This is a genomic window from Paracoccus mangrovi (genome assembly GCF_042648425.1).
Taxonomy (GTDB): domain Bacteria; phylum Pseudomonadota; class Alphaproteobacteria; order Rhodobacterales; family Rhodobacteraceae; genus Paracoccus; species Paracoccus mangrovi.
In genome coordinates this window covers 14,463-41,349 of record NZ_JBHRXJ010000018.1, presented here as the reverse complement: position 1 = coordinate 41,349, position 26,887 = coordinate 14,463, and the positions used below count along the sequence as shown (strand labels likewise).

The following is a 26,887-nucleotide window of genomic DNA, read 5'->3' as shown; positions in this document are numbered from 1 at the left end:
CCCTCATCACATTCGAGAGGGAGCAGGTCCATGACGGACCCCATTCTCACTTTGCCAGAGGTCGCCGTTTTGTTGAAGGTTGCAGAGAAGACTGTCTACACGATGGCGCAAACCGGCCAGATCCCGGCGTTCAAAGTTCGAGGCCAATGGCGGTTCAAGCACGACGATATTGATCGGTGGATCGACGAACAGAAGGCTGTGGTGAAGGGGAACGCTGCAAAGGACTCCCCCAATGTCTGAGCAGTTCTTCGAAAAGCCGATCCTGAACTCCCCCTACGAATATCCGGGCCGCCATTGGGAACTGGATGCAGATGGCCAACCGACGAACCGCATCATCGAGACAAGACGCCGCTCAGACCTGATCACGCCGGTCCCCAAGACAAAGAAGCAGCGGCAAAGCCAGAAGCAGGGCGCCCTTCTACTCGGTGCTGACGACGATCTTTCGACGGCGGATCAGGAATACAACCCCACCCCGATCATAAACGAGGTTCGGGGATATGTCGAAACGTGGCGCAATCTTCCGAACCCAGACCAGTGGCTCGTGACACCGGAAACAGCCCGACTGCTGCAACATTGGCGGCACCACAAGTTCGAGGGCGTCCGCCCCTTCTTCTGCCAGATCGAGGCTGTTGAAACCGCAATCTGGCTGACCGAGGTCGCACCGAAGATGGGGCCGCGGGTCGCCAAGTTCTGGGCACACATCAAGGGGGCCAACGAACAGGCCAATCCCGAACTGATGCGCCTTGCGTTGAAGCTCGCGACCGGGGCGGGCAAAACCACCGTCATGGCGATGCTGATAGCGTGGCAGACGGTGAACGCCGTGCGTCACCCGAACAGCAAGCAGTTCTCCAGCCGGTTCCTGATCGTCTCCCCTGGCATCACGATCCGCGACCGCTTGCGTGTCCTGCTGCCGAACGACCCTGAAAGCTACTATCGCTCGCGCGAAATCACGCCGCCCGACATGCTGCGCGATATTCAGGCTGCGAAAATCGTGATCACCAACTACCACGCATTCAAGCTGCGTGAGAAACTTGTCATCGCGAAAGGAACCCGACAGGCGCTCGAGGGCTGGCGCGGCGACAAGGTCCAGACGCTGGAGACCGAAGGCGAGATGATCCAGAGGGTCATGGGTGACCTGATGGGCCAGAAGAATATCGTCGTCCTGAACGACGAGGCGCATCACTGTTATCGCGAGCGGGTGAAGGACGCCGTCGGCGAGACCGAGGATGATCTGAAAGGCGACGAGAAAAGCGAGGCCAAGGAGAACAACGAGGCCGCCCGCATGTGGATTTCCGGTCTCGAAGCGGTCAAGCGGAAGCTCGGCATCAGCCTCGTCTACGACCTGTCGGCAACGCCATTCTTCCTTCGAGGTTCAGGATATATCGAGGGCACCCTGTTCCCCTGGACGATGTCCGACTTCTCTTTGATGGACGCCATCGAATGCGGCATCGTAAAGTTGCCGCGCGTGCCGATAGCCGACAACGTGCCAGGCGGCGACACGCCCAAGTTCCGCAACCTCTGGGACCACATCGGCAAGAAGCTCCCCAAGAAGGGCCGCGCCGCGGGGAAGGCGCTTGATCCGTTCAGCCTGCCAGTCGAGCTGTTGACCGCATTGGAAGCCCTGTACGGTCACTACGAAAAAACCTTCCAGCTCTGGCAGGACAAGCAGATCGGCGTTCCACCGGTGTTCATCGTCGTCTGCAACAACACGGCGACGTCGGAACTGATCTACAAGTACATCTCGGGCTTCGATCGGGTCAGCGACGACGGCACCGAGACCACCCTTGAGAATGGCCGCCTCGCGCTGTTCCGGAACTACGACGACTTCGGCAATCGCATGCCGCGGCCGAACACGATCCTGATTGACAGCGCGCAGCTTGAATCCGGCGAGGCGCTCGACAAGGATTTCCGCGAAATGGCGGCCGTCGAGATCGAACAGTTCAAGCGCGAGATGGTCGAGCGGACGGGCGACATCACGGCTGGCGACAAGATCGACGAATCCACCCTGCTGCGCGAGGTCATGAACACCGTCGGCAAGAAGGGCCGCCTCGGGGAACAGATCCGCTGCGTCGTCTCGGTCTCCATGCTGACCGAAGGGTGGGACGCGAACACCGTCACCCACGTCCTCGGCGTCCGCGCCTTCGGCACGCAGCTCTTGTGCGAACAGGTGATCGGCCGCGCGCTGCGCCGCCAATCCTATGAACTGAACGACGAGGGGCTCTTCAACGTCGAATATGCCGATGTCCTGGGCATTCCATTCGACTTCACCGCGAAACCGGTAATCTCCCCCCCGGCGGCTCCGCGCGAAACCGTCCGCGTCCACGCCGTTAAGCCTGATCGCGACGCGCTGGAAATCACCTTCCCCCGTGTCGAAGGCTATCGGGTCGAATTGCCGGATGAACGGCTTGAGGCAAGTTTCAGCCCTGACCATATCCTGGAACTGACCCCGCAGCTTCTCGGCCCCTCCACAACCACTAACCAGGGGATCATCGGCGAAGGCGTTGACCTGACACTGGAGCAGCCGGAAGACCTGCGCCCTTCCACCATCATGTTCCGCCTCGCGCGACACCTGATCACTCACAAGTATCGCGACCACGGCGAGGCCCCGAAACTCCACCTCTTCGGCCAAATGAAGCGGATCACTCGCCAATGGCTAGATGGCGGCTACCTGCGCTGCACAGGTGGAACCCACATGGGCCAGGTTCTCTACCCAGAAATAGCCGACATGGCTGCCGAGCGGATCAAGGCAGCCATCACGGAATCCCTCAAGGGCGAAAACCAAATCAAGGCGATCCTCGACGCCTACAATCCCACCGGCACGACTGCCTACGTCAACTTCACCACTTCCAAGGCGCTGCGCTGGCAGACGCGCCACGACAAGTCCCATGTCAACTGGGTGGTCTGCGACAGCGATTGGGAGGCAGAGTTTGCCCGCGTGGCCGAAGGTCACCCCCGCGTGCTGTCTTACGTCAAGAACCAAGGGTTGGGCCTCGAGGTGCCCTACCTCTCCGGCTCCACCCCGCGCAAATACCTGCCCGACTTCATCGTACAGATCGACGACGGCCGCCGCGCCGACGACGGCAAACCGGATCCGCTGAACCTGATCGTCGAGATCAAGGGCTATCGCGGCGAGGATGCGAAGGACAAGGCGAACACCATGCGCGCCTACTGGGTGCCGGGCGTCAACAACCTCGGCAAATTCGGGCGCTGGGCATTCGCGGAATTTACGGCAGTCTACGAGATGGATCGAGAATTCAGGAAACTGGTCGATGCGCATTGCGCAGTTTCCAATAGCTCGATCAGTGAAAAGGCACAGCACGCATGAAGCAGGCAGCATTCAGGACGAACCCGGTCAATCTCGAAGAACTGCTCCGCCATTGCGCCAGTGGCAAGATCCAGCTCCCTGATTTTCAGCGCAGCTGGGTCTGGGACGAGGAAAGGATCAAGGGGCTGGTAGCCTCCATTTCGCAGGCCTTCCCCGTCGGCGCACTCATGACGCTTGAAATGAAATCTGGCACCGCTGAAACCTTCGCCCGGCGTCCAGTGCAAGGTGCGCTTCCCTCTGCCACCGATCAGGTTCCGGACCAGCTGCTGCTGGATGGCCAGCAACGCATGACCTCGCTCTATCAGACCTGCATGCGTCGCGAGGTGGTCCAGACCGTAACCCCGCGGCTGAAGCTTGTGGACCGATGGTTCTACATCGACATCCGCGCAGCCTTGAACGGCGACACGGATCGCCAGGATGCAATCATCAGTATCCCAAAGGATCGCAAGGTGAAGTCCGCCTTCGGCAAGGAAGTTGATCTGGACCTGTCGTCGGCCGAACTTGAATACCAGAACCTGATGTTCCCCTTGAACCAAGTCTTTGACTGGGACGAATGGCAAGACGGCTTCAACGAGCATTGGAACACCAAGGAACATCGGGACCTGTTCCGGACCTTCAAGAATGAAATCCTCCAGAATTTCACAGGCTACCAGGTGCCGGTGATCGCCCTCAGCCCGGACACATCTCACGAAGCGGTCTGCCTCGTATTCGAAAAGGTGAACACCGGTGGCAAGCCGCTGGATGCGTTCGAACTGGTAACCGCCATGTATGCGGCCAAGGGCCATCGCCTTCGCGATGACTGGCTCGGGGCGGACGGACAGCCGGGGTTGCAGCACCGCCTTCAGGTCTATGGACGCGCGGCAGAGCAGAAGTTCGGCGTGCTGGAAAAGGTCGCGAGCACGGATGTTCTGCAGGCCATCGCCCTCGTCCACGGCGCCAAGACCCGCGAGAAGGAGATCGCAGAGGGCCGCAGGGACAGCGAACTGTCCGCCGTCCGCGCCTCGCGCCAATCCCTGCTGGACCTGCCGCTCGAGGCCTATCTCGAACACCGCCACGCCGTCGAAGAAGGCTTCAAGACCGCTGCCCGCTTCCTGCGCCAGCACCACATCTATCGCGTGATCGACCTGCCCTATCAGGGCCAGCTGGTCCCCTTCGCTGCGATACTCGCCCGTATTGGCGCAAAGTTCGACCATGCCACGGTCAAGGCCAAACTCGCCCGTTGGTATTGGTGCGGCATCTTTGGCGAGCTTTACGGCGTCGCTGTCGAATCCCGCTTCGCCAAGGACGTGCTCGAGGTTCCCGCCTGGCTGGATGGCGGACCGGAACCCACCACCATCACAGATGGCCGGTTCCGCCCCGAACGACTGCGCACCATGCGCACCCGCTTGTCAGCCGCCTACAAAGGCATCCATGCCCTGCTGATGAACGAAGGTGCCATCGACTTCCGCTCCGGCCAGGCTTTCACCCACACGGTGTTCTTCGACGAATACGTCGATATCCACCATATCTTCCCTCAGAAATGGTGCACCGACGCCAAGATCCCGCCTGCGGTCTACGACACCATCATCAACAAGACGCCGCTGGGCTACAAGACGAACCGCATCATCGGGGGTGTCGCGCCCTCCGTCTATCTGGCCAAACTGGAAAAGGGCAATGCTGACACGCCGCCAATCGATCCGGCCACCCTCGACACTTACCTCGCCAGCCATGCCATCGATGCAGCACTCCTCCGCGCCGACCGGTTCGCCGACTTCATGGCTGATCGCGAAGACCGCCTGCTGGCCCTGATCGCGGCCGCCACCGGACACCCAATCGGCAGAACCGCTCCTGATCCTGAGGAAGGTCAGGACATCCCGCAAGACGACGACGGTTTCGATCTGGCCGACACCACCACAGGAGAAGCCGCGTAATGGCCAAGAAACCCATCGAGGTCGAAACCCTCACCCACGACGCCACGCGCAAGAATATCCCGACGGCCGAGTTCGAAAGCCTGATGCGCGATCAGGACAAGACGCCGATCCAGCTGGCCTACGAACGCCGCAACCGCGATCTGGACCCGCAGCTGGTCTGGCGCGGAAAGGATGAGCAGGACTGGTCCGACCTGATCGTTCAGGCCCCGCCGCTCTATATCCAGGAAAAGGTCCACCCCAAGGTCATCATCGACGACCTGAAACGCGAAAGCGCGAACCGGGCGAAGGCCGCCAAACCCGCCCCGCAGTTCGACATGTTCGCCGATTTCAACGGCCTGCCCGATGCCGAGGCCGCGACCGAGTTCTACCAGCACGACCAGCACTGGTCGAACCGGATGATCTCAGGCGACAGCCTGTCGGTGATGGCCAGCCTTGCCGAGAGGGAGGGGCTGCGCGGGCAGGTGCAGTGCATCTATTTCGACCCGCCCTATGGCATCAAGTTCAACTCCAACTTCCAGTGGTCCACCACCTCGCGCGATGTGAAGGATGGCGACAAGACCCATGTGACGCGCGAACCCGAACAGGTCCGCGCCTTTCGCGACACCTGGAAGGACGGCATCCATTCCTACCTGACCTATCTGCGCGACCGGCTGACGGTGGCGCGCGATCTCCTAAGCGACAGCGGCAGCATCTTCGTGCAGATCGGCGACGAAAACGTCCACCGCGTGCGGGCGCTGATGGATGAGGTGTTTGGGGAGGGGAATTTCGTAGCACAGATACGCTTCAAGACCTCAAGTGGCTTCGAAACGCAGTTTCTCTCAGAACTGCATGACACGGCACTATGGTATGGGAAAAACCGCTCTGGCTTGAAGTATCGTCAGCTTTTCGAGGTGAAGCCCATCGGTGACGGCTCATACTATCAGAGCGCACTGCTTGAGGATGGCTCTATTGTTTCCTGCAATGACCCTCGCGTGGATGAAAAGGCGAGGTTCCTCATCAATCAGCCATTGGTTTCATCCGGGGAGTCGCCAAATCTCAGTGCGAACATCAACATAAGGGGAGCTAAGTATTCTTGCGGAGCTAACCGACACTGGAAAACGTCACTTGCTGGCTTGCGAAAACTCGACCTCGCTGATCGGCTTCATTGCTCCGCAAATACAATCAAATACCGGCGTTTTCATGCTGACTACCCTGTAAGCGCCATGAATACTCTCTGGAGTGATACTGTCAGTTTGCTTTCAAAAAATTACGTTGTTGAGACAAACACAAAGGTAATCGAACGCTGCATCCTGATGACCACCGACCCCGGCGATCTGGTGCTCGATCCCACCTGCGGCTCTGGCACCACCGCCTATGTCGCCGAACAATGGGGGCGGCGCTGGATCACCATCGACACCAGCCGCGTCGCCGTGGCCCTCGCCCGGTCCCGCCTGATGGGCGCGCGCTATCCCTATTACCTGCTGGCCGACAGCCCCGAGGGCCAGCGCAAAGAGGGCGAGATCACCCGCACCCCGCCCAAATCCGCCCCCACCCACGGCAGCATCCGCCAGGGCTTTGTCTATGACCGCGTGCCGCACATCACGCTGAAATCCATCGCCAACAACGCCGAAATCGACGTGATCTGGGACAGGCTGCAGCCCGCGGTCGAGGATGCCATCGCCGCCCTGAACGCCGCCCTTGCTGGCCACCCCACCCCCTTCAAGGTGGAAACCGGCGGCCGTGCGGGCACAAAGATCGACTTCCGCGCCACGGGCGAAGTGAAACTTCCCTCAGGTGAAATAGCCCCGGCGAACGGCCTGATGGAATGGGAAATCCCGCGAGAGGCCCCCTCAGGCTGGCCCGCCCCCGCGCAGGCCGCTCTGAAACGGTTCTGGGAGGCGCGCATCGCCCGCCAGCGCGAAATCGACGCCAGCATCGCCGCCAAGGCCGAGTTCGAATACCTCTACGACAAGCCCTTCACCGACAACAGCAAGGTCCGCGTCGCAGGCCCCTTCACCGTGGAAAGCCTGTCGCCCCACCGGACCCTTGCCGTCGATTGGGACGACGAGTTGATCGACACCTACGAGGCCGCCGAAGGCAAGCGCAAGGCGGCCGAGGCCCCGCGCGACTTCACCGACTTCGCCCACATGATCCTGGAAAACCTGAAAGCCGCAGGCGTGCAGCAGGCGCACAAGGAGGACCGGATCACGTTCACCAGCCTGAAGGGCTGGCCCGGCAACTGGATCGCCGCCGAGGGCACCTTCATGGAAGGCGACACCCAGCGCCGCGCGGGCGTGTTCATCGGCCCCGAGTTCGGCACGGTGTCCCGCCCCGACCTGGTCGCCGCCGCGCGCGAGGCTGGCGACGCCGGTTTCGATGTGCTGATCTGCTGCGCTTTCAACTATGACGCCCATAGCTCCGAATTCGACAAACTGGGCAAAATCCGCGTGCTGAAAGCCCGGATGAACCCCGACCTGCACATGGGCGGCGACCTGAAATCCACCGGCGCGGGCAACCTGTTCGTGATCTTCGGCGAACCGGATATCCGGATCACCGATGCGGGGGACGGCATGGTGCAGGTCCAGGTCTTCGGCGTGGACGTGTTCAAGCCCCAAACCGGCGAGGTGCAGAGCGAGGGGACGGACGGCATCGCCCTGTGGATGCTGGACACCGACTACAACGAGGAGTCGTTCTTTGTGAGGCACGCCTACTTCCTGGGCGCCAACGACCCCTACAAGGCGCTGAAGACCACGCTGAAGGCCGAGATCGACGAGGAGGCTTGGGAGAGTCTGTATTCCGACACGTCGCGCCCGTTCGCGAAGCCGAAGTCGGGGCGGATTGCGGTGAAGGTGATCAACCACCTTGGCGACGAGGTGATGAAGGTGTTTGCGGTGGAGTGAGGCGATGGAGCGGATCAAGCAACTTGGCGAAGAAGACTGTGGTATTGCCTGTGTCGCGATGCTGATCCAACGCTACGCCGCCTGCCCCGCAGCATCGTCCTACGACGCCGCCCGCGCGGTGCTTTTTGGCGCTCGTGAGGTTGGTTTGACCAAAACCAAAGACATCAGGCGGGCTCTTGCTGCCTTCGGCATCCAGGCGGGAAGAAGACGGCAGCCATTCACGGCCGGATCAAAGAACGACTTGGGATTGGAGTTTGACGCCATTGTGGGAACCAAGCCACGCAAAGACGAGTCCTGGCACTGGATGGTTTGGGATGCTCAACGACAAGTCCTGATCGATCCCATGAACGACGGGCCAAATCGCCGGCATGTAACCCACTACATTAGAATAGGTTGACGGCGATGGAGTTCCGCATCGCCGACACCTTCACCGACAGCCTTGGCCGCCTGACGGCGCAGGAGCAGAAGGCTGCGAAGACCACCGCTTTCGACCTGCAACTGGACCCGACCTCGAACGGCCTGTCCTTCCACAAGCTGGACCGAGCAAAGGACTCGAATTTCTGGTCGGTGCGGGTGAATGCTGACATCCGGATCATCGTCCATCGCACGGCCGCCAGCATCCTGCTGGTCTATGTCGATCACCACGACGACGCCTACAAATGGGCCGAACGCCGCAAGATTGAACGCCACCCGACCACGGGCGCCATGCAGCTTGTCGAGGTGCGCGAGCGGGTTGAAGAGGTGGAAATCTTCAAGCCCAAAGAGGTGGCCGCTACACCGGCGCCTGTCACAAAGCCCGCGGTCCGCCTTTTCGACAATCTGCGCAAGTTCGAACTGATGGCCTTTGGCGTGCCCGAGGAATGGGTGAATGACGTCCGGGCGGCCACCGAGGACACATTGTTCGACATCATCGAGCACTTGCCGCAAGAGGCGCAGGAAGCTCTGCTGAAACTGGCTGTGGGCGAGAAACCGCAACCGCCCGAACCTGCTCCGGTCGAAGCCGATCCGTTTGCTCACCCGGACGCCCAGCGCCGCTTCCGCGTTCTGGCCAACGCAGAAGAACTGAAGCAGGCGCTCGACTATCCGTGGGACAAGTGGGCGGTCTTTCTGCATCCGGCCCAGGCTGACCTTGTCGAGCGATCCTTCTCCGGTCCGACCCGGGTTTCGGGTTCGGCCGGGACAGGAAAAACCATCGTGGCGCTGCATCGTGCGGTCCATCTTGCCCGCGCCAATCCTTCTGCCAAGGTCTTGCTGACGACGTTCTCCAAGCCGCTGGCGAATGCCCTGCGCAGCAAATTGGCCAGCCTCGTGGGCAATGAGCCCTTGGTTTCGGCGCGGATTGTCGTGAAGGCGGTCTCGGCAGTTGGGTATGACCTTTATTCCGAGCGGTTTGGGCAGCCGCAGATCGCACCTGCTGCATTGGTCAAGTCGCTGATCGCGAAAGCAGCGGCTGAAGTCGAAGGACACAGGTTCTCGACCCAGTTCTTGATCGGAGAGTGGAACGACGTCGTGGACGCCTGGCAGCTTCGGTCGTGGGAAGATTACCGTGACGTCTCGCGGCTCGGTAGGAAGACTCGGATCGGCGGCAAACAGCGCGAAGCCCTTTGGACCATCTTTGAACGCGTCCGTGCTGGGCTAAGGGAACGCGGCGTTGTGACATGGTCGGACGTTTTCGGCCGTCTGGCAGACAGTTTCGGCCAAGGCAGCGCACGCCCCTCCGACTTCGCCGTGATCGACGAGGCGCAGGACCTGGGTGTGACGGAGGCGCGGTTCTTCGCCGCCATGGCAGCAGGGCGAAGCGACGGTCTCTTCTTCGCCGGAGATCTTGGCCAGCGCATCTTTCAACAGCCCTTTTCCTGGAAGGCGCTTGGCCTTGATGTCCGCGGCCGCTCTTTCACCCTGCGCATCAATTACCGCACGTCACATCAGATCCGCACACATGCCGATCGACTCCTGCCGTCAACCGTTTCGGATGTGGATGGCAACACGGAAGGGCGGCGCGGCACTGTGTCGATGTTCGACGGACCTCCGCCGATGGTCTTGGCCTGCAACGATGAGGGTCACGAATGCCGCGCGGTTGCAGGATGGATCACGGATCGACTGAAGGAGGGCTGCGCACCGCGCGAGGTTGGTATTTTCGTCAGGTCTGACGCGGAACTGAAACGTGCGCGTGCTGCCGCGAAAGCTGCGGGCGTTCGCGCGGTCGAATTGAGTGAAAAGGTCGAAGTGGAGGACGGGGCAGTCGCCATCAGTACAATGCACTTCGCGAAGGGGCTGGAGTTCCGGTCGGTGGTGGTCATGGCCTGCGACGACGAGGTGATCCCGCAATCAGAGCGGATCGAGTCAGTGGCTGACGACGCGGACCTCGAGGAAGTCTACAACACGGAACGGCACCTGCTCTATGTTGCCTGCACAAGGGCGAGGGATCACCTGCTGGTGACCGGCGTAACTCCCGTGTCGGAGTTCGTTGACGACTTCCTCAAGGGCAACTGACCGACGAGGTGGGACTCCCCCCCCCTCCTCTGGTTCCTCCCCGGCCGCAAACGTATGCGGGGGGGCGCAGCGCGGCGGTTCGCTAGCGTGAGGCGTTTTCACCGGGGAAGCCAGGCGGAAGCCACCTTGCGACCCGGAGCCGAAAATCTTGAGTCAGATCAGCGGCTTGCGGAATCACGATCTGGCCGGGGTGGATTCCCGGCGGGAAGCCAGGGAAGCCACCTCCGGGGAAGCCAGGTGGCCGGAAGCCACCCCAGAAAGCCAATTCGCTAGAAGCTGTTGAATCCGCTTCACTTTTCGTGTTGACAGACCTGCCCCTATTGACCTACCCCTTGATCATCGAAGAATTGCGCCTGGAGGAACCCCCTCGCGGGCGCTTTTCATTTCCCCTCCCCCACATCCCGAGCCCCATCTAATGGACCTCGTCTTCGCGCCGAGCCAGGTTGAATCCTGGCCGATTGCCCGGCTGCGCCCCTATGCCCGCAATGCCAAGATGCATGGCGACGATCAGGTGGCCAAGATCGCCGCTAGCATGGCCAAGTTCGGCTGGACCGTCCCCTGCATGGTCGCCGACGACGGCGAACTGATCGCGGGCCATGGCCGGGTGCTGGCGGCCACCATGCTCGGGCTGACCGAGGTGCCGGTGATCCGGCTCAGCCATCTCGACGAGGCGGAACGCCGGGCCTACCGGATCGCCGACAACAAGCTGACGGAACTGGGCGAATGGGACGAAGCCCTGCTGCGCGACGAGATCGCGGGGCTCTTGGCCGAGGATTTCGACCTGACGCTGCTCGGCATCAGCGACGATGATCTCGATGCGCTTTTACGGGATCCCGAGGCGCTGGGTGGGGATGGTCCGGTCGAAGGCGAGGACGAGGTTCCGGAGCTTCCGGTCACGCCGGTTTCGGTGCCCGGCGACCTCTGGCAGCTCGGGTCGCACCGTCTGATCTGCGGCGACAGCACCGCGGCCGATGTGGTGGGGCGGCTGCTGGGCGATGAGCGCCCCCTGCTGATGGTGACCGACCCGCCCTATGGCGTGGAATACGATCCCTCGTGGCGCAATCAGGCTGGCGCGGCCAAGACGAAACGCACCGGCAAGGTGCTGAACGACGACCGTGCCGACTGGCGCGAGGCCTGGACGCTGTTCCCCGGCGACGTCGCCTATGTCTGGCACGGCGCGCTGCATGCCGCGACCGTGGCGGACAGCCTGGTGGCCGCGGGCTTCGCAATCCGGTCGCAGATCATATGGGCGAAGGACCGGCTGGTCCTCAGCCGGGGCGATTATCACTGGCAGCACGAACCCTGCTGGTATGCGGTGCGCGCCAAGGGCAAAGGCCATTGGGCCGGGGACCGCAAGCAGACGACGCTATGGCAGATCGCTAACCGGGACCAGGATGCCGACACCGTGCACGGCACCCAGAAGCCGGTCGAATGCATGCGGCGGCCGATCCTCAACAACTCGAGCCCCGGCCAAGCCGTCTATGAACCCTTCATGGGATCTGGCACCACGCTGATCGCGGCCGAAACCACGGGCCGGGTCTGCCTCGGCGTGGAACTGAACCCGGCCTATGTCGATGTCGCCATCGAGCGCTGGCAATCCTTCACGGGTCAAGAGGCAGTGCTGACGGAAACCGGCGAGACCTTCGCCTCGCTCAAGGCAAAGCGGCTCGCAGCATGAACGCACCCCTCCTGCCCGGCCGGATCGAACACTGGCCGCTGGCCCGTCTGCGGCCCTACGCCCGCAATGCCAAGACCCACGACGCCGACCAGGTGGCGAAGATCGCCGCCAGCATGGCCGAATTCGGCTGGACCGTTCCTTGCCTCGTCGCGGCCGACGGCGAGCTGATCGCGGGCCATGGCCGCGTCCTGGCCGCCGCGCAGCTCGGGCTGGCAGAGGCGCCGGTGATCGTGCTAGGCCACCTGACCGAGGCGCAGCGGCGGGCCTACCGCATCGCCGACAACCGGCTGACCGAACTGGGCGGGTGGGACGAGGCCCTGCTGCTTGAGGAACTGCGGGGCCTGATGGCCGAGGATTTCGACCTCGGGCTGATCGGGATCCCCGAGGATGAACTGGACGCGCTTCTGCATGATGCCGACGACCGCGCGCCCATCAACGATGACGCGGCTGACACGATCCCCGAGGCCCCGGCCGAGCCGATCACCCGCCCCGGCGACATCTGGACGCTGGGCGATCACCGGCTGATCTGCGGCGATGCCACCGACCCGGCCGTGGTGGCGCGGCTGATGGACGGGGCACAGGCGTCGCTCATGTTCACCTCGCCACCCTATGCCCAGCAGCGCGACTATGGCGCGGCAAAGGAGAAGGTCGGTGATTGGGATGCGCTGATGCAGGGCGTCTTTTCCGCGGCGCCTTTCACCGCCGATGCCCAACTGCTGGTGAACCTCGGCCTCGTCCACCGCGATGGCGAATGGATCCCGTATTGGGAGGGCTGGCTCGCCTGGATGCGCGCGCAGGGCTGGCGGCGGTTTGGCTGGTATGTGTGGGATCAGGGGCCGGGCCTGCCAGGCGACTGGAACGGCCGCCTCGCGCCGTCGCACGAGTTCATTTTCCACTTCAACCGCGCGCCCCGCAAACCGCACAAGACCGTCCCGTCCAAACACGCGGGCGAAACCCTGGGCGGCGGCGGCCTGCGCGGGGCCGACGGCACCGTCCACGCCAAGACCGGAACCGGCAACGCGATCCAGAGCCACCGCATCCCGGACTCCGTCTTCCGCATCATGCGCCACAAAGGGGGCTTGGGCGCGGCCGGATCGCACCCGGCCGTCTTCCCGGTGGCGCTGGTCGAGGCCGTGCTGGAGGCCTTCACCGCCCCCGGCGACCTGGTGTTCGAACCCTTCTGCGGCTCCGGCACCCAGCTGATCGCCGCCGAACGCACCGGGCGGCGCTGCTGCGCCGTGGAACTGGACCCGGTCTACTGCGACGTTGCCGTGCGACGGTGGGAGATGGCAACGGGGCGGAAGGGGAAAATCTTCATAGATTGATTCCTTGCAAAACCAATTGGTTCACGGGACAAGTGGGCGCTCCCGCAGCGAACTGCACAAAACCAGTTAGGCAACTGCGTTTTGGAGGTCACTCAGGTAACCATCGCATCCCATGAAATAGCCAGCGACCCCTTGCATGACGTTGGCCAGTGTCGGGAGGTGCAGGTCGGCATAGGCTACAGGCACAGGGTTGCCCTCTCGGTCCACTGGATAGCGATAGGAATAAGAACCGGGGTCAATCTTCGCGAACTCAAGGATTATCTCGCCAACCACCGGGTCGGCCTCGTCAGGGTCTGGAGTACCGTATCGCTCAAGAATTTCTACGAATTCAGACCACAACTTGGCTAAATCATGCGACTTCCAGTTGGGTTCGACCCCCACAGTTGGCCCGAAAGTAGCAATTTGGTACTTTAGCGATAATTCAAGAAACTGCCGATAGTTGAATATGATCGGAAAGACAAGGACATGCCGCATGGGCGCGTTGTCGGCTGTGGCCGCGACCATCAAATCAGCCGCCGACTTGTATCCGTCTGTCATAAGGACAAGGCGCGTGAACCCATCGTCAGCTATGTTTGCGTTGTCAAAAGGATCCTCAGCCATGATGAACGGTTTGTCACCCTGTGCTGGCCATCTAAACTTGCTGTTCAGAATGTCTTCGAATGATTTTCTTTTTGCCATTCCCGTCAACCCGCCCTTGGTGTTCTTGGAGTAATGCTAAAGGTATCGACCCCTTCGGCAAAGACTTTCTGGGCCGCTTTCATCGTCACTTTTTCCGATACACCGTCCCCCTGCCCTCGACCTTCTCCGCGGCGATTGGCAGACCCAGCTTCTTCTTCAAGGCGCCCGCGATCGAGCCGCGGACAGTATGGGCCAGCCATCCGGTGGCCTCGACCATTTCAGCGACCGTCGCGCCCTCGGAACGCTGGAGCATGGCGATGATCTGCGCCTGCTTGGTGCCAGCGCGGATGGCGACGGGCTTCGCGGTGCCGGTGTCTTCGGGCGTTTCCGCGGGTTCCGGCTTCGGCCTCACCTTCCGCACGCTGGCAACGGCGCTGGCCGCCAGCGGCTCGATCCCGATGGCCTCCAGCCCGATCTCTGTGGCGATCAGCGTGGTGCCGTGGCCGTCGCCGGTCTCGCGCCACATCGGTTCGCCGCGGCGCAGGTTGGCCTCGACCTCCTCGAGCCAGCCGCGGGCGATCATCTTGCCGACGACCATCTTGGCGGCGGCGCCGACCAGCCCCTCGGGTAGCGGCAGGGCGAGGTTGCCGGGCCGGGTGGCAGCGCGGGACAGGATCAGGGACTGGGTATCGGACGGGGTGGTCATTGGGGCCTCCGTGGCTGTGGGCGCGCGGTGTGCGCGCCTTCTACGGAGGCAAGCCCCGTCATCGGACGGGGCGGCCGTCGCGCCGCGTCGGCGCGTCAGGCGGCGTGTTCGCCTTCCTTGAAGGCGCTGTCGGTGATCTGGCGCAGCAGGCCCGCGTAGTGCTTCAGCGTGCCGACATGCCCCCAATGCACCTCGTCGGGGTGGGTCTCGAAATGGTCGTCGCTCAGGGCCTTCAGACGCTCCAGCATGCTGTCGATCTCAGCCTTCGCGGCGATGAAGGCGTCGAGGGCTTTGTCGTTGGAAGCGGCGGCGCGGCGGCTCATGGCGGGGCATCCTTCGGTGAGTTGCATCGTTTCCTTGCGATCAGATTCGCTCTGTCGCGCCCGGTAATCAACTGAATACCAAGCGATATCATTGGGTTGATCGGATTATTTGCGCCATGAAGGGCATGAGCGAACGCGAGTATGCGGCGCATTCCGGCCTCTCCCGCGGCGGGGTGCAGAAGGCACGCAAGAACGGTCGGCTGGTGGTCCATGACGACGGGTCGATCAATGCTGCGGCCTCGGACATTCGGCGGGCGGAAACGACGGACCCCGACCAGCAGCGCCGCAGCTTGGGCGGTGACGGGTTGGCCAGCGGCCCCGGCGACACGACGTCCTACATCAAGGCCCGAACGGCGCTGACGGTCTATGCGGCGCAAGAACGCCAGCTGGCGGTCCAGAAGAAGAAGGGCGCGCTGGTCGACCGCGCGCGGGCGGAAACGCTGGTGTTTCGTCTCGCGCGGCAGGAACGGGATGTCTGGGTGACCTGGCCCGGACGGGTGGCCGCGCTGATGGCGGCGCAGATCATGGCGGAGGTGGAGCGGCAGTCCGGGGCATCGGTGACGATCGAGACCGCGATCATGCAGAGGGTGCTGGAAGCCCATGTCCGCGAACAGCTCGACACCCTCGCCGACCTCCGGGTCTCGCTTGCATGATGAGGAACGGTTTCGTGATAACGAAACGCAAAGGTCCAGTGGACCTTTGCGAGGGACGAATGCCCGGAGCGCAAGCGAAGGGCCGGAGGCCGACAACGATCTGACCGAGGGTCTCGACCTTGGCTTCGACGGGGCCGAGGATCTGCTGCGGGTCTGGCGGCAGGGGATGCGGCCCGATCCGAACCTGACGGTGTCGGAATGGGCGGATCAGCATCGCTGGCTGTCGTCGCGCGGCGCGGCGGAGCCGGGGCGGTATCGCACCGCCCGAGCGCCCTATCTGCGCGAGATCATGGATGCGCTGTCGCCCGGCCATCCGGCGCAGCGCATCACCTTCATGAAGGCCGCGCAGGTCGGCGCGACCGAGGCCGGCAACAACTGGATCGGCTTCGTCATCCATCACGCGCCAGGCCCGATGCTGGCGGTGCTGCCGAGCCTGGAACTGGCCAAGCGCACGTCACGGGGCCGCCTTGATCCCCTGATCGCGGACAGCCCGGCGCTCCGCGAGCGGGTGAACCCGGCCCGGTCGCGCGATGCGGGCAATTCGATGCTGTCGAAGGAATTCCCTGGCGGCATCCTGGTGCTGACCGGAGCCAACAGCGCCACCGGCCTGCGCTCGATGCCCGCGCGCTATGTCTTCCTCGACGAGGTCGACGCCTATCCGGCCTCGGCCGACGAGGAAGGCGATCCGGTCACGCTGGCCGAGGCGCGGACCACCACCTTCTCGCACCGGCGCAAGGTGTTCATGGTGTCGACCCCCACGATCCGGGGGCTGTCGCGCATAGAGCGCGAGTTCGAGGCGTCCGACCAGCGGCGCTACTTTGTGCCCTGTCCCCATTGCGGGGCGATGCAGTGGCTGCAGTTCGACCGGCTGCGCTGGGCGAAGGGAAAGCCGGAAACGGCCGCCTATCACTGCGAGGGCTGCGAACGGCCCATCGCCGAGCACCACAAGACAGAAATGCTGGCCCGCGGGGAGTGGCGGGCGACGGCGGTTTCCAGGGATCCAAAGGCCATCGGCTTCCATCTCTCGGCGCTCTATTCGCCGCTCGGGTGGAAAAGCTGGTCCGACGTCGCGCGGGAATGGCTGGCGGCGCAAGGGTTGGACGAGACACTGCGCGCGGCGCGCAACACGCTGCTTGGCGAAACATGGGTCGAGTCGGGCGACGCGCCGGAATGGCAACGGCTGGCGGATCGGCGGGAATCCTGGAAGCCAGGCACGGTGCCGATGGCCGGGCTGTTCCTGACCGCCGGGGCCGACGTGCAGAGGGACCGGATCGAGGTCGACATCTGGGCATGGGGCCGGGGAATGGAAAGCTGGCTCGTCGATCACATCGTCATTCCAGGCGGGCCTGACGATCCGGCCGCCTGGGACAAGCTGACGACGCTGTTGGGGAAGAGCTGGCAACATGCCAACGGCGCCTTCATGACCGTGGCGCGGCTGGGCATTGATACCGGCTACGAGGCGGCGGCAGTTTATGCCTGGTCGCGCAAGGTCGGGTTCGAACAGGTCGCGCCCTTGAAGGGTCTCGAAGGGTTCAACCGGTCGGCGCCGGTCTCGGGCCCGACCTATGTGGATGCCACCATCGGCGGCAAACGCCTGCGCCGGGGCGCGCGGCTCTGGTCGGTGGCCACGGCGACGTTCAAGGCGGAGACCTACCGGTTCCTGCGGATCGAACGGCCCTCGGACGAAGACCGGGCGCTGGGCATCCTCGATGCGTCGGGGACCGTGCACATCCCTGGCTGGGCCGACACCGAATGGCTGAAACAGTTGGTGGCCGAACAGCTCGTCACCATCCGCAACAAGCGCGGCTATGCCCGTCAGGAATGGCAGAAGATGCGCGAGCGGAACGAGGCGCTGGACTGCCGGGTCTATGCCCGCGCCGCAGCGTGGATCCTCGGTGCCGACCGATGGGACGAGGCGACGTGGCGGCGGCTGGAAGCGCAGGCTGGCGTGGAAACCCGCCTGCCCGCAGCCGTGCCCGCGGCTCCCACACCACCCGACCCGGCCCAGCCCAAAGCCGGGACTCTGACCACGCCGCGCCGGAAACGGCGGGCTTACACTCCGAACTTCATGAGGGACTGATGGACCTGGAACGCATGCAGGCCCTGCTCACGGCGCTGCAGGAAGCCCGCTTCGCCGGGCTGCGCAGCGTCACTTACGACGGCAAGACCGTGACCTATGGCTCGGACGCCGAACTGGCTGCGGCGATCCGGGATCTGGAAGGACGAATTGCCACCGCCTCTGCCATGCCGCGTCGCCGCCGCTGGGGCACCGTCGCCACGAAGGGTCTGTGACCATGGTCTTCGACGCTTTCCGCGCACGCCTCGGGTCCATCATCGGCGGGTTTGACGCAGCGCAGTCCCACCGCCGCATGCGCGGGTTCCGCGCCACCCGGGCACACGTCAACACGCTGATCGCTGCCTCGGGCGAGACGATCACCGCCCGCGCGCGCTGGCTGGTCCGGAACAACGGATATGCGGCGAACGCCGTCGATGCCTTCGCGAACCACGTCGTCGGCGACGGGATCAAGCCCTCGTCGAAGATCGCCGATGCAACGAAGAAGGAAGAGCTGCAGAAGCTCTGGCTTGCCTGGACGGACGAGGCGGATGCCGAGGGGCTGACCGACTTCTTCGGCCTGCAGCGCCGGGCGGCGCGAGAGGTGTTTCTGGCGGGCGAGGTCTTCCTGCGCATTCGCACGCGGCGGGCGGAAGACGGGCTGACCGTGCCGCTGCAGCTGCAGATGCTGCCCTCGGAAATGCTGCCCCAGGATCTGACGCGCGCGTTGCCGGGTGCGGGGTCGATCCGGCAGGGCATCGAGTTTGACGGCATCGGCCGCCGCGTCGCCTACCACTTCCTACGACGCCATCCGGGGGACGTGACCGATCCCGGGCTGGCCGGAGAAACGGTGCGCGTGCCCGCGTCCGAGGTGATCCACATCCTCGACCCGGTCGAGGCAGGTCAGTTGCGCGGCGTCTCGCGCTTCGCCGCCGCCGTGGTGAAGCTATTCACCCTCGATCTCTACGATGACGCGGAACTCGAGCGGAAAAAGACCGCGGCGATGTTTGCGATGTTCATCACCTCGCCAGCGCCAGAAACCGCCCTCGATCCGGCAGAGGACGATCTCGAGGTTGAACCGGGCCAAGTCGTGCGGTTGGATCCCGGCGAGGATGTCACCACGCCATCCACCCCGGACTCCGGATCCACCTACGAGCCGTTCCAGTACCGGACGCTCCTGCAGATCGGGGCAGCGCTGGGCGTGCCCTATGGCTATCTGACTGGCGATACGGCGAAGGGGAACTTCTCGAACACCCGGATTGCCCTCGTCGACTTCCGGCGCCGCATCTCGGCCTTCCAGCATTCCGTGATGGTCTATCAGCTCTGTCGGGCGGTCTGGACGCGCTGGATGGACATGGCGGTGCTGGCGGGCTCCATCGACCTGCCGGGCTATGCCACCGACCGGCGCGCATACCTTGCCTGCGATTGGCTCCCGACGAAATGGGACTGGATCGATCCGGCCAAGGATGCCTCGGCCGAGATCCTGCAGATCGAGGCGGGCCTGAAATCCCGCACGCAGGCCATCGCCGAACGCGGCTACGACGCCGAACAGGTCGACCGGGAAATCGCCGCCGAACGCAAACGCGAGGCCGCGCTGGGCCTCGACTTCCGGCGGCCAGGTTCTCCCGCACAGGCGGCGGGTGGCGGCAGCGAGGATCAGGACGACGAAACGGACCCTGACCAAGAGAACCAGCGCGAGAATGACGAGAGCGAGGACCGCGAACCCCGGCCCGCGGAGGACGCATAATGCACCACACCCAGATCGCCCAGCGCGTCTTCAACACGCCCCTAATGGTCGATCCCGCCAAGGCACTGGCCTTTCTGACCGGGCTGGGGCCCCGGATCGCGGGGCGGGAGATCAGTGTCGATGGTCTGGAGGTCACGGCCGAGGACCAAGCCAGCGCCACCGTTCCCGCCCGCGCCTCGCTCTTTGGCGACGACCTGACCGCGCGACAGACGCGAAACGGCGGCCAGCCCTTCGCCGTCGTCGAGGGGATCGCGGTGATCGAGATCGCGGGCACGCTGGTGCATCGCGGGGCGTGGATCGGGCAGTCATCGGGGCTGACCTCCTATGAGGGGATCGCGGCCCAGCTGCAGGCGGCTGTCACCGATCCCGTCATCCGTGGCATCGCCCTCGATATCGACAGCTTTGGCGGCGAGGTCGCCGGGGCCTTCGATCTGGCGGATCGCCTCCGCGCCGCGCGTCAGGTCAAGCCCGTGCAGGCCTTCGTCGCCGACCACGCCCTCTCGGCCGCCTATGCGCTGGCGTCCCAAGCCGACCGCATCATCCTGCCCCGTACCGGCGCTGTAGGCAGCATCGGTGTCGTGGCCATGCACAGCGACATGAGCGGCGCGCTCGACCAGAAGGGCATCGCCGTGACGCTGATCCACGCAGGCACGCGCAAGGTCGACGCCAATCCCTACCAGCCCCTGCCGGAGTCCGTTCGCGCCCAGATCGCGGGCGAACTCGAGGATTTGCGCCAGCTCTTCGCCGAAACCGTCGCAGAGGGCCGCGGGCGACGCCTTGACACGAGCCAGGCGCTCGCCACCGAGGCCGCTGTCTTCCGCGGTGAGGCGGCCGTCTTCGCCGGTCTTGCCGACGAGGTGGCCGATCCCGTCACCGCCTTCCGCGCTTTCGCCGCCGCACCCCGCGGCACAATAACCCCAAAAGGAAAGGGCCCGATGATGACCACCGCTCCCGAAGATCATGCGCAGCCTGCTGCCACCACCCCGCCGGAACCGACCCCGCCCGCGGCAATCGCGCTGCCACAAACCACGGCGACCGCGATGTCGCCCGAAGCGATCCGCGCGGAGGCGGCGGAGGTTGCACAGGTCTGCGCACAGGCCGCGCGCCTCGGCATCCAGATTGATGTTGCCGATGCTGTGGCCAAGGGCGTGAAGCCGGAAGCGCTGCGCGCCAAGGTGCTGGCCGATCTCGCGGCCCGCAGCGATGCCGCGGGCATCATCGCCACCGCCCCGGCCGCGGGTGCGAAGGAAAGCCCCATCGTCGCGGCCGCGAAGAAGTCGGCCGCCACCGCGCGCTGACAGGCTCGCCCATTCTGGGCGCACCCATCCCCCAACATCCTGGAGACTGAACCATGCCCGTCCTGACGGAACCGCCCAGCATGGGCGACGTCCTCAAATTCGAGGTCAACCCGAACTACACCCGCGAGGTTGTGACGCTCCTCGCGGGCATGCCCTATCCCGTCGGCTCGGTGCTCGGGAAAATCACGGCAAGCGGCAAGTACACCCTCTCGCCCGCGACCGGGGCCGACGGATCGCAAGTCGCCGCGGCCGTCCTGCTCTATGCCGTCGACGCCACGCTGGCCGATGCCACGGGCATTGTGGTGGTCCGCGGCCCCTCGATCGTATCGCGCGCGGCCCTCGCCTACGGCGCCACCGTCGATGACGGCACCAAGATCGCCGCCAAGATCACCCAGCTCGCGGCCGTCGGCATCATCGTCCGCGACGGCGTCTGATCCCCCTCATTCCCCCGGAGCCCCACCATGACCCTTGTCCGCAATCCCTTCGACGCTGGCGGCTATTCGCTGGCCGAGATGACGCAGGCCATCAACATCCTGCCGAACCTCTACACCCGCCTCGCCCAGATCGGCCTCTTCCGCTTCGAAGGCGTCAGCCAGCGGTCCGTCATCATCGAGCAATACGAGGGCGTCCTGAGCCTGCTGCCCTCCGTCCCCCTCGGCGGCCCCGCCACCGTCGGCACGCGGGAAGGCCGCTCCATGCGGTCCTTCGCCCTGCCGTGGATCCCGCATGACGATGTGGTTTTGCCCGCCGACATTCAGGGCCAACCAGGCCTCGGCGCATTCGATGCCGCTGATCCTTTGGTCGAAGTGATGAACCGCAAGCTCCTTCTCATGCGGCGCAAGCATGCCCAGACCCGGGAGTACATGGAGATGAACGCGTTGCGCGGCATCGTGAAGGACGGCGCGGGCACGACGCTCTACAACTACTTCACAGAATTCGGCCTCGCGCAGATCTCGGTCGATTTCGTCCTCGGCACCGCAGGCACGAACGTGCAGGGCAAGGTCCGCGAGGTGCTGCGCGCCATCGAGGACAATCTGATGGGCGAGGCGATGACCAGCGTCCATGCGCTGGTCAGCCGCGAGTTCTTCGACAAGCTGATCGCGCATCCGAAGACGGAAGAGGCCTACAAGTTCTACGCCTCGACCGGCGCGCAGCCCCTTCGCGAGGATGTGCGGCGCAACTTCCCCTTCGGCGGGATTCTGTTCGAGGAATATTCCGGCACCGTCACCCTCTCGACCAAGGCCACCGAACGGCTTGTCCCGGCGAACGAAGGCATCGCCTTCCCCTTGGGCACCGTGGACACCTTCACCACCTATGGCGGCCCGGCGAACCTGCTGGAAACCGCCAACACCATCGGCCTGCCCCTCTACGCCCGTCAGCATCTCGACGAGAAGGGCCGCTGGATCGACGTGATGACCGAGGCCTCGATCCTGCCGGTGAACAAGCGGCCGCGGCTGGCGATCCGCCTGCACACGTCGAACTGACGGACTCACCCATGTCCGTCTTCGCCGCCGCCATGGACCGCATCTTCACCCATGCCTCCATGGCGGCCCCGGCCCTCTGGATCTCGGCCACGACGTCCGAGGAACGCCCGATCCGCATCATCCGCCGCGCCCCGGATCGCGTGACCGACTTCGGCGCGGGCCGGTTCGTCAGCGACACGACGGTGGTGGATGTTCGCGTGGCCGACCTGCCCGCCCCGCGCCCGGGCGACGTGATCGTCATCGGTGCCGACAGCCATGTCATCCAGGGGGAACCCCTGCGCGACCGCGAACGGCTGATCTGGACGCTGGACCTGAGGCCAGCATGAAGCTGAAGCTGGAAATCAGCCCCGACCTCGCCGCCCTGATGCAGGCGGAAATCGCTGCCGGTGAAAAGGCCCTCGCCACCGCCATGCGCGAGGCGGGCGCGAGCCTCAAATCCGCATGGCGCGGCCAGATCACCGGCGCTGGGCTGGGTACCCGGCTTGGGAACTCCATCCGCCTCGCAACCTATCCCAAGGGTGGCGAGAGCCTGAACGCCGCGGCGCTGGTCTGGTCGAACGCCCCGGTGATCGTCGGCGCGCATGACACGGGGCCGCTGATCAGGTCGCACAATGGCTTCTGGCTGGCTATCCCAACTCCGGCCGCAGGCAAATCCACCCGCGGCGGCCGCATCACCCCCGGCGAATGGGAGCGCCGCACCGGCCTGCGCCTGCGGTTCATCTATCGGCGCCGGGGCCCGAGCCTGCTGGTGGCCGAGGGACGGCTGAACAGCAAGGGCCGGGCGGTGGCGTCACGATCGAAGACCGGACGCGGGCTGACGACGGTGCCGATCTTCCTCTTGGTGCCGCAGGTCAAGCTGCGGAAGCGGCTGGACCTCGCGCGGGATGCGGAGCGGGCCATCGACCGCGTGCCGGGGCGAATCGTGGCAGGGTGGAGCAAGTCAGCCCCGGCAACAGGAGACTCGTTCAAAGGAATCTGAACGGCTGATGAAGGTACCGATGCGTAAAGTGTTGCAGAAGTGCATCTTGAAATCTTCGCCTGAGGTCGTATGTTCCGCGTCAGGCCAAGCCTGTGAGGTTCACCGTACGGGGACCGCAAGAAGACCGGGGTAACACCCGGTTTTTTTGTTATTTGCGATCAAAGCAGTAGTGCTTGATACCCATGTAGGGGATTTCCTCATTGGTCAGCACGAAATTTGCAAGCTTCCGAGAATCCCGTAAGCGCCTGTAAATATTGAATTTCTGATCGTATGGATGCCTTGCCATCGCATACAGATACGTATCCGCTATCTGTAGGAGGGCGTTTGCCTTTGGTTTATGCTCAACGGTACCAAGGGTCGCCGCAAATGCTTCTTTGCTGAGCGGAGCGTATCGTCCGGAGGTCTTTCCATCAAACTCCAGTCCGTTCGCCTTCAGGTTCCTGAAGTATCCAGTTATTATTCTGTTGATGCCTGCATCTTCTTCAAAGACGACGTTTAGCTTTCGGCCATCTCTTATTGCAAATTTAGCGGCACGCTCGACCGAAATGTCGAACGCACTCCTGCAAAGCAGCCAAGGATCTTTATGCACCTGCAGATAACCTCGCGCCACATAACCCGGCCTATCAATCACGCATGCTAGACCTATCACGGGGATCGATGCCAGCATGGCCTTATAATCAGACCAGAACCGATCCCGCTTTTCGTCAGATAGCTTACCAAGCCACGAGAATTTCTTATGCTCGCCAAGCATGTCAGTCATATGTAGTGGAGCAGTAATTCTCCACTCATCTGCGAAACGTTGGCGAGCGAGTTTACATTGATCGATTTCTTCACTCTTCACTAATATTCCACCGATCGCAAACCAGTCACGGTTTTGCCTACCGATATCAGGTCGATGATTTGGGTTTCGATTTCCGGTTTCATCGATGAAGAAAGTGTAGCTGGGCAAGGCGACCTCATTTTCGGCTGAACATAAGTGTCTTTTGATCCAACGTCGACTCCGGTTTCTATGTGAAGCACATCTCTTCGACACTGAAGGCTTCAACCGATCACGCTACCGGCCACGCAACGAGGCTTAGGAATGCCCACCACCCGCGAAACCGTCCTCGCCGCGCTGCGTGCGCGGTTGCAACCACTTGCCGCCCTCACCTTGCGTGACGAGGTGCTGCCAGAGCGGATCCCAGCGGCTGGGCTGATCATCCTGCGTGATGGCCAGCCGGGCGAGCCGGATGTGACGCTGTCACCTCTGCGCTATCACTACCAGCACCGGGCAGAGCTGGAGGTCGTCGTCCAGGCGGGCAGCGGCCGTGCCAGTGCCTTTGATGACCTGAACGCCGCCATCGGCGCGGCGCTGGAGGCCGACCGGACGCTGGGCGGCCTTTGCGACTGGGTCGAACCTGATGCCCCAGCCTCCGTCGACCTGCCCGTCGAAGGAGCGGCGGCGCTGAAGGCGGCGGTGATCACCGTCGTCCTGCACTACACCACCACCGGCCCCTTGGCCTGAACTTCCCACATAGGAGATCCCCATGGCACGCGCACACGGCGCGCGGGCGCAGATGGCGCTTGCGTTCGAAACCGTCTACGGCACCCCGCCCGCCAGCGGCTATCGGCTGATCCCCTTTGCCCGCACCACGCTGGGAGCGGAACAGCCGCTCTTGAACAGCGAACTGCTGGGCTACGGCCGCGATCCCCTGGCCCCGATCAAGGACGCGGTCACCGCCGATGGCGAGGTGGTCGTGCCGATCGATGTGGAGGCATTTGGCTTCTGGCTGAAGGCTGCTTTCGGATCCCCGACCACGACCGGCACCACGCCCAAAACCCACACCTTCCAGTCGGGAAACTGGACCCTGCCCTCCATGGCCATCGAGGTGGCCATGCCCGAGGTACCGCGCTTCGCGATGTATGCGGGCTGCGTGATGGACCAGCTCAGCTGGCAGATGAGCCGCTCAGGCTTGCTGACGGCCACGGCACGGCTGATTGCGCAGGGCGAGGCCATCGCTGCCACCACGGCCGCGGGCACGCCGACCGCGCTGGGCCTGCAGCGCTTCGGCCATTTCAACGGCGTGGTGAAGCGCAACGGCACGGCGCTGGGCAATGTGGTCTCGGCCGAGATCACCTATGCCAACGGCCTCGACCGGATCGAGACCATCCGCAACGACGGCAAGATCGAGGGAGCCGATCCCGGCATGGCGGCACTGACCGGCCGGATCGAGGTGCGTTTCGCCGATAGCGCCCTCGTCACCCAAGCCATTGACGGCACGCCCTGCGAGCTCGAGTTCGCCTACAGCCTCGGGGCCAATGCCAGTTTCATCTTCACCGCCCATGCCGTCTACCTGCCCGTCCCGCGGATCGAGATCCCCGGACCCCAGGGCATTCAGGCCACCTTCGACTGGCAGGCGGCCCGCGCCACCAGCCCCGCCCGCATGTGCACCGCCGTCCTCGTCAACACCCTTGCAGGATACTGACCATGATCCGCCTGAACCTGTCCAACCGGCCCGAGTGGCTGGACCTGCTACCCGGCCTGCGCGTCCTGGTGGCCCCACTGACCACCGCGCTGATGGTCTCCGCCCGCGCCGATCCCGCCATCGATGGCCTGTCGGAAACCTCCAGCCAGGAGGACATGGCCCTCGCGATGGCCAAGGCCGTCGCCCGTCGCGCCGTTCTGGATTGGGAAGGGGTCGGCGACGATGACGGCAACCTCATGCCCGTCAGCCCGGCCGGGATCGACGCACTTCTGGAAATCTGGCCGGTCTTCGAGGCCTTCCAGGCGCAATACGTCGCCCGCGGCCTGATGCTGGATCAGGAAAAAAACGCCTCCGCGCCCTCGCCGACTGGTCCTTCGGCGGGGGCGACGGCTACTGCGCGGCCTGTGCAGGCCCCTGCCCGGACTGCCCCGCAAGACTGAACCGGCCGCTGACAGTCGAGGGCTGGCAGGTCTGGGACCTGACCCAGCGCCTCGGCGGTCAGCTGCGCATCGCGCCGGGCGCCGTGATCGGGTGGGACATGGGCGCGGCCCTCACGCTGGCGCGGGCGCTGGGCGTCAACGCCCTGATCGCCGCGGAGCTGCTGCCCGAAATCGAGGCGGTGATGGTGCGCAAACTCAACGAGCAGATGGCCGAGCGTTCAACGGCGATGACCCCGATCTGACGCCATGAGACCAACCGGCGCGCCGCGCGCATGATTCAGGTTCGATCGGATCGATCCCGATAGCCGTTTGGTACAGCCCCACGCGCCAGTCCCTTCAGGTCCTGCTTTGCCGGAAGCGAACGGGACTGTGCCTCCTCGCGCTCATCAAATCCACGCAGTGGCAACCCGAGCCCCGCTTGATCGGTGGGCTTGGGTTCTTCATCGCCGTGCTGCGTGCTTTGGCTTTGGCCGATCATCGTCAGTCCTTTGGCAATTGAAACAGAGACTCC

The 26,887-nt window shown here is 64.0% G+C and carries 26 protein-coding genes; 21 read left to right on the top strand and 5 right to left on the bottom strand.

Going from position 1 to position 26,887, the window contains the following annotated elements; genetic code table 11:
- The first annotated feature begins 30 nt into the window (after nt 1–30).
- The 8 genes from mads1 to ACFOMH_RS17930 all read left to right on the top strand — a co-directional run bounded on the left by mads1 (nt 31) and on the right by ACFOMH_RS17930 (nt 13,610).
- Nucleotides 31–240, top strand: a complete 210-nt coding sequence (mads1, locus tag ACFOMH_RS17965; protein ID WP_021099121.1) for a methylation-associated defense system helix-turn-helix domain-containing protein MAD1 — start codon at nt 31–33, stop codon at nt 238–240.
- A complete protein-coding gene (locus ACFOMH_RS17960) occupies nt 233–3,325 on the top strand; it encodes a BPTD_3080 family restriction endonuclease (protein ID WP_377746199.1) in 3,093 nt (1,030 codons plus the stop codon). The genes mads1 and ACFOMH_RS17960 overlap by 8 nt, the downstream gene beginning before the upstream one ends.
- The gene (locus ACFOMH_RS17955) at nt 3,322–5,235 is read left to right on the top strand and encodes a GmrSD restriction endonuclease domain-containing protein (RefSeq protein WP_377746198.1); all 1,914 of its coding nucleotides are present in this window, start codon (nt 3,322–3,324) and stop codon (nt 5,233–5,235) included. The genes ACFOMH_RS17960 and ACFOMH_RS17955 overlap by 4 nt, the downstream gene beginning before the upstream one ends.
- Nucleotides 5,235–8,114, top strand: coding sequence for a site-specific DNA-methyltransferase (locus tag ACFOMH_RS17950; RefSeq protein WP_377746196.1), 2,880 nt, complete (start codon nt 5,235–5,237; stop codon nt 8,112–8,114). The genes ACFOMH_RS17955 and ACFOMH_RS17950 overlap by 1 nt, the downstream gene beginning before the upstream one ends.
- Nucleotides 8,115–8,118: 4 nt before the next feature.
- Complete coding sequence (locus ACFOMH_RS17945; protein ID WP_377746194.1) at nt 8,119–8,511, top strand: hypothetical protein; 393 nt, start codon at nt 8,119–8,121, stop codon at nt 8,509–8,511.
- A 5-nt stretch (nt 8,512–8,516) separates the two neighbouring features.
- Nucleotides 8,517–10,607: a 3'-5' exonuclease gene (locus tag ACFOMH_RS17940; protein ID WP_377746192.1), complete on the top strand. Its 2,091-nt coding sequence runs from the start codon at nt 8,517–8,519 to the stop codon at nt 10,605–10,607.
- 415 nt (nt 10,608–11,022) lie between these two features.
- Complete coding sequence (locus ACFOMH_RS17935) at nt 11,023–12,285, top strand: site-specific DNA-methyltransferase (RefSeq protein WP_377746190.1); 1,263 nt, start codon at nt 11,023–11,025, stop codon at nt 12,283–12,285.
- Nucleotides 12,282–13,610 carry a site-specific DNA-methyltransferase gene (locus ACFOMH_RS17930; protein ID WP_377746189.1) on the top strand — a complete coding sequence of 443 codons (1,329 nt, stop codon included), beginning with the start codon at nt 12,282–12,284 and terminating at the stop codon, nt 13,608–13,610. The genes ACFOMH_RS17935 and ACFOMH_RS17930 overlap by 4 nt, the downstream gene beginning before the upstream one ends.
- Before the next feature lie 66 nt (nt 13,611–13,676).
- Here the strand turns inward: ACFOMH_RS17930 and ACFOMH_RS17925 are convergent, their stop codons facing one another.
- From ACFOMH_RS17925 to ACFOMH_RS17915, 3 genes are all read right to left on the bottom strand, one after another.
- Entirely contained in the window at nt 13,677–14,288 is a 612-nt protein-coding gene (locus ACFOMH_RS17925) for a hypothetical protein (protein WP_377746187.1), read from the bottom strand.
- An 85-nt stretch (nt 14,289–14,373) separates the two neighbouring features.
- On the bottom strand, nt 14,374–14,934 hold the full coding sequence (locus tag ACFOMH_RS17920; protein ID WP_377746185.1) for a DUF3489 domain-containing protein: 561 nt from the start codon (nt 14,932–14,934) through the stop codon (nt 14,374–14,376).
- 95 nt (nt 14,935–15,029) lie between these two features.
- Nucleotides 15,030–15,257, bottom strand: a complete 228-nt coding sequence (locus ACFOMH_RS17915; RefSeq protein WP_377746184.1) for a hypothetical protein — start codon at nt 15,255–15,257, stop codon at nt 15,030–15,032.
- Nucleotides 15,258–15,373: 116 nt separating this feature from the next.
- Here ACFOMH_RS17915 and ACFOMH_RS17910 point away from each other — a divergent pair, with 116 nt between their 5' ends.
- The 9 genes from ACFOMH_RS17910 to ACFOMH_RS17870 all read left to right on the top strand — a co-directional run bounded on the left by ACFOMH_RS17910 (nt 15,374) and on the right by ACFOMH_RS17870 (nt 23,471).
- On the top strand, nt 15,374–15,910 hold the full coding sequence (locus ACFOMH_RS17910; RefSeq protein ID WP_377746183.1) for a hypothetical protein: 537 nt from the start codon (nt 15,374–15,376) through the stop codon (nt 15,908–15,910).
- Between the two features lie 100 nt (nt 15,911–16,010).
- Nucleotides 16,011–17,990, top strand: a complete 1,980-nt coding sequence (locus tag ACFOMH_RS17905; RefSeq protein WP_377746233.1) for a phage terminase large subunit family protein — start codon at nt 16,011–16,013, stop codon at nt 17,988–17,990.
- Nucleotides 17,990–18,202, top strand: coding sequence for a phage head-tail joining protein (locus ACFOMH_RS17900; RefSeq protein ID WP_377746181.1), 213 nt, complete (start codon nt 17,990–17,992; stop codon nt 18,200–18,202). Before ACFOMH_RS17905 ends, ACFOMH_RS17900 begins: the two co-directional genes overlap by 1 nt.
- A gap of 2 nt (nt 18,203–18,204) precedes the next feature.
- Entirely contained in the window at nt 18,205–19,710 is a 1,506-nt protein-coding gene (locus tag ACFOMH_RS17895; protein ID WP_377746180.1) for a phage portal protein, read from the top strand.
- Nucleotides 19,710–21,008 (top strand): S49 family peptidase, encoded by a 1,299-nt coding sequence (locus ACFOMH_RS17890; RefSeq protein ID WP_377746179.1) that lies wholly within the window; start codon nt 19,710–19,712, stop codon nt 21,006–21,008. Before ACFOMH_RS17895 ends, ACFOMH_RS17890 begins: the two co-directional genes overlap by 1 nt.
- Before the next feature lie 53 nt (nt 21,009–21,061).
- A complete protein-coding gene (locus ACFOMH_RS17885) occupies nt 21,062–21,442 on the top strand; it encodes a head decoration protein (RefSeq protein WP_377746177.1) in 381 nt (126 codons plus the stop codon).
- 27 nt (nt 21,443–21,469) lie between these two features.
- Entirely contained in the window at nt 21,470–22,492 is a 1,023-nt protein-coding gene (locus tag ACFOMH_RS17880; protein ID WP_377746175.1) for a major capsid protein, read from the top strand.
- 11 nt (nt 22,493–22,503) lie between these two features.
- Nucleotides 22,504–22,818, top strand: a complete 315-nt coding sequence (locus tag ACFOMH_RS17875) for a head-tail joining protein (RefSeq protein ID WP_113900856.1) — start codon at nt 22,504–22,506, stop codon at nt 22,816–22,818.
- Nucleotides 22,815–23,471 carry a DUF6441 family protein gene (locus tag ACFOMH_RS17870; protein ID WP_377746173.1) on the top strand — a complete coding sequence of 219 codons (657 nt, stop codon included), beginning with the start codon at nt 22,815–22,817 and terminating at the stop codon, nt 23,469–23,471. Before ACFOMH_RS17875 ends, ACFOMH_RS17870 begins: the two co-directional genes overlap by 4 nt.
- A gap of 148 nt (nt 23,472–23,619) precedes the next feature.
- Here ACFOMH_RS17870 and ACFOMH_RS17865 read toward each other — a convergent pair whose 3' ends face one another.
- A complete protein-coding gene (locus tag ACFOMH_RS17865) occupies nt 23,620–24,420 on the bottom strand; it encodes a DUF3800 domain-containing protein (protein WP_377746171.1) in 801 nt (266 codons plus the stop codon).
- Nucleotides 24,421–24,552: 132 nt separating this feature from the next.
- On the opposite strand from ACFOMH_RS17865, the gene ACFOMH_RS17860 reads away from it, so the two are divergent.
- The 4 genes from ACFOMH_RS17860 to ACFOMH_RS17845 all read left to right on the top strand — a co-directional run bounded on the left by ACFOMH_RS17860 (nt 24,553) and on the right by ACFOMH_RS17845 (nt 26,618).
- Nucleotides 24,553–24,975, top strand: a complete 423-nt coding sequence (locus tag ACFOMH_RS17860) for an acyl-CoA transferase (RefSeq protein WP_377746170.1) — start codon at nt 24,553–24,555, stop codon at nt 24,973–24,975.
- A 22-nt stretch (nt 24,976–24,997) separates the two neighbouring features.
- The gene (locus ACFOMH_RS17855) at nt 24,998–25,936 is read left to right on the top strand and encodes a phage tail tube protein (RefSeq protein WP_377746168.1); all 939 of its coding nucleotides are present in this window, start codon (nt 24,998–25,000) and stop codon (nt 25,934–25,936) included.
- Nucleotides 25,937–25,938: 2 nt separating this feature from the next.
- Nucleotides 25,939–26,376, top strand: coding sequence for a hypothetical protein (locus tag ACFOMH_RS17850; protein ID WP_377746166.1), 438 nt, complete (start codon nt 25,939–25,941; stop codon nt 26,374–26,376).
- An 83-nt stretch (nt 26,377–26,459) separates the two neighbouring features.
- On the top strand, nt 26,460–26,618 hold the full coding sequence (locus ACFOMH_RS17845; protein WP_425467901.1) for a DUF7697 family protein: 159 nt from the start codon (nt 26,460–26,462) through the stop codon (nt 26,616–26,618).
- Between the two features lie 35 nt (nt 26,619–26,653).
- Here the strand turns inward: ACFOMH_RS17845 and ACFOMH_RS17840 are convergent, their stop codons facing one another.
- On the bottom strand, nt 26,654–26,854 hold the full coding sequence (locus ACFOMH_RS17840) for a hypothetical protein (protein WP_377746165.1): 201 nt from the start codon (nt 26,852–26,854) through the stop codon (nt 26,654–26,656).
- Between the last annotated feature and the right edge of the window lie 33 nt (nt 26,855–26,887).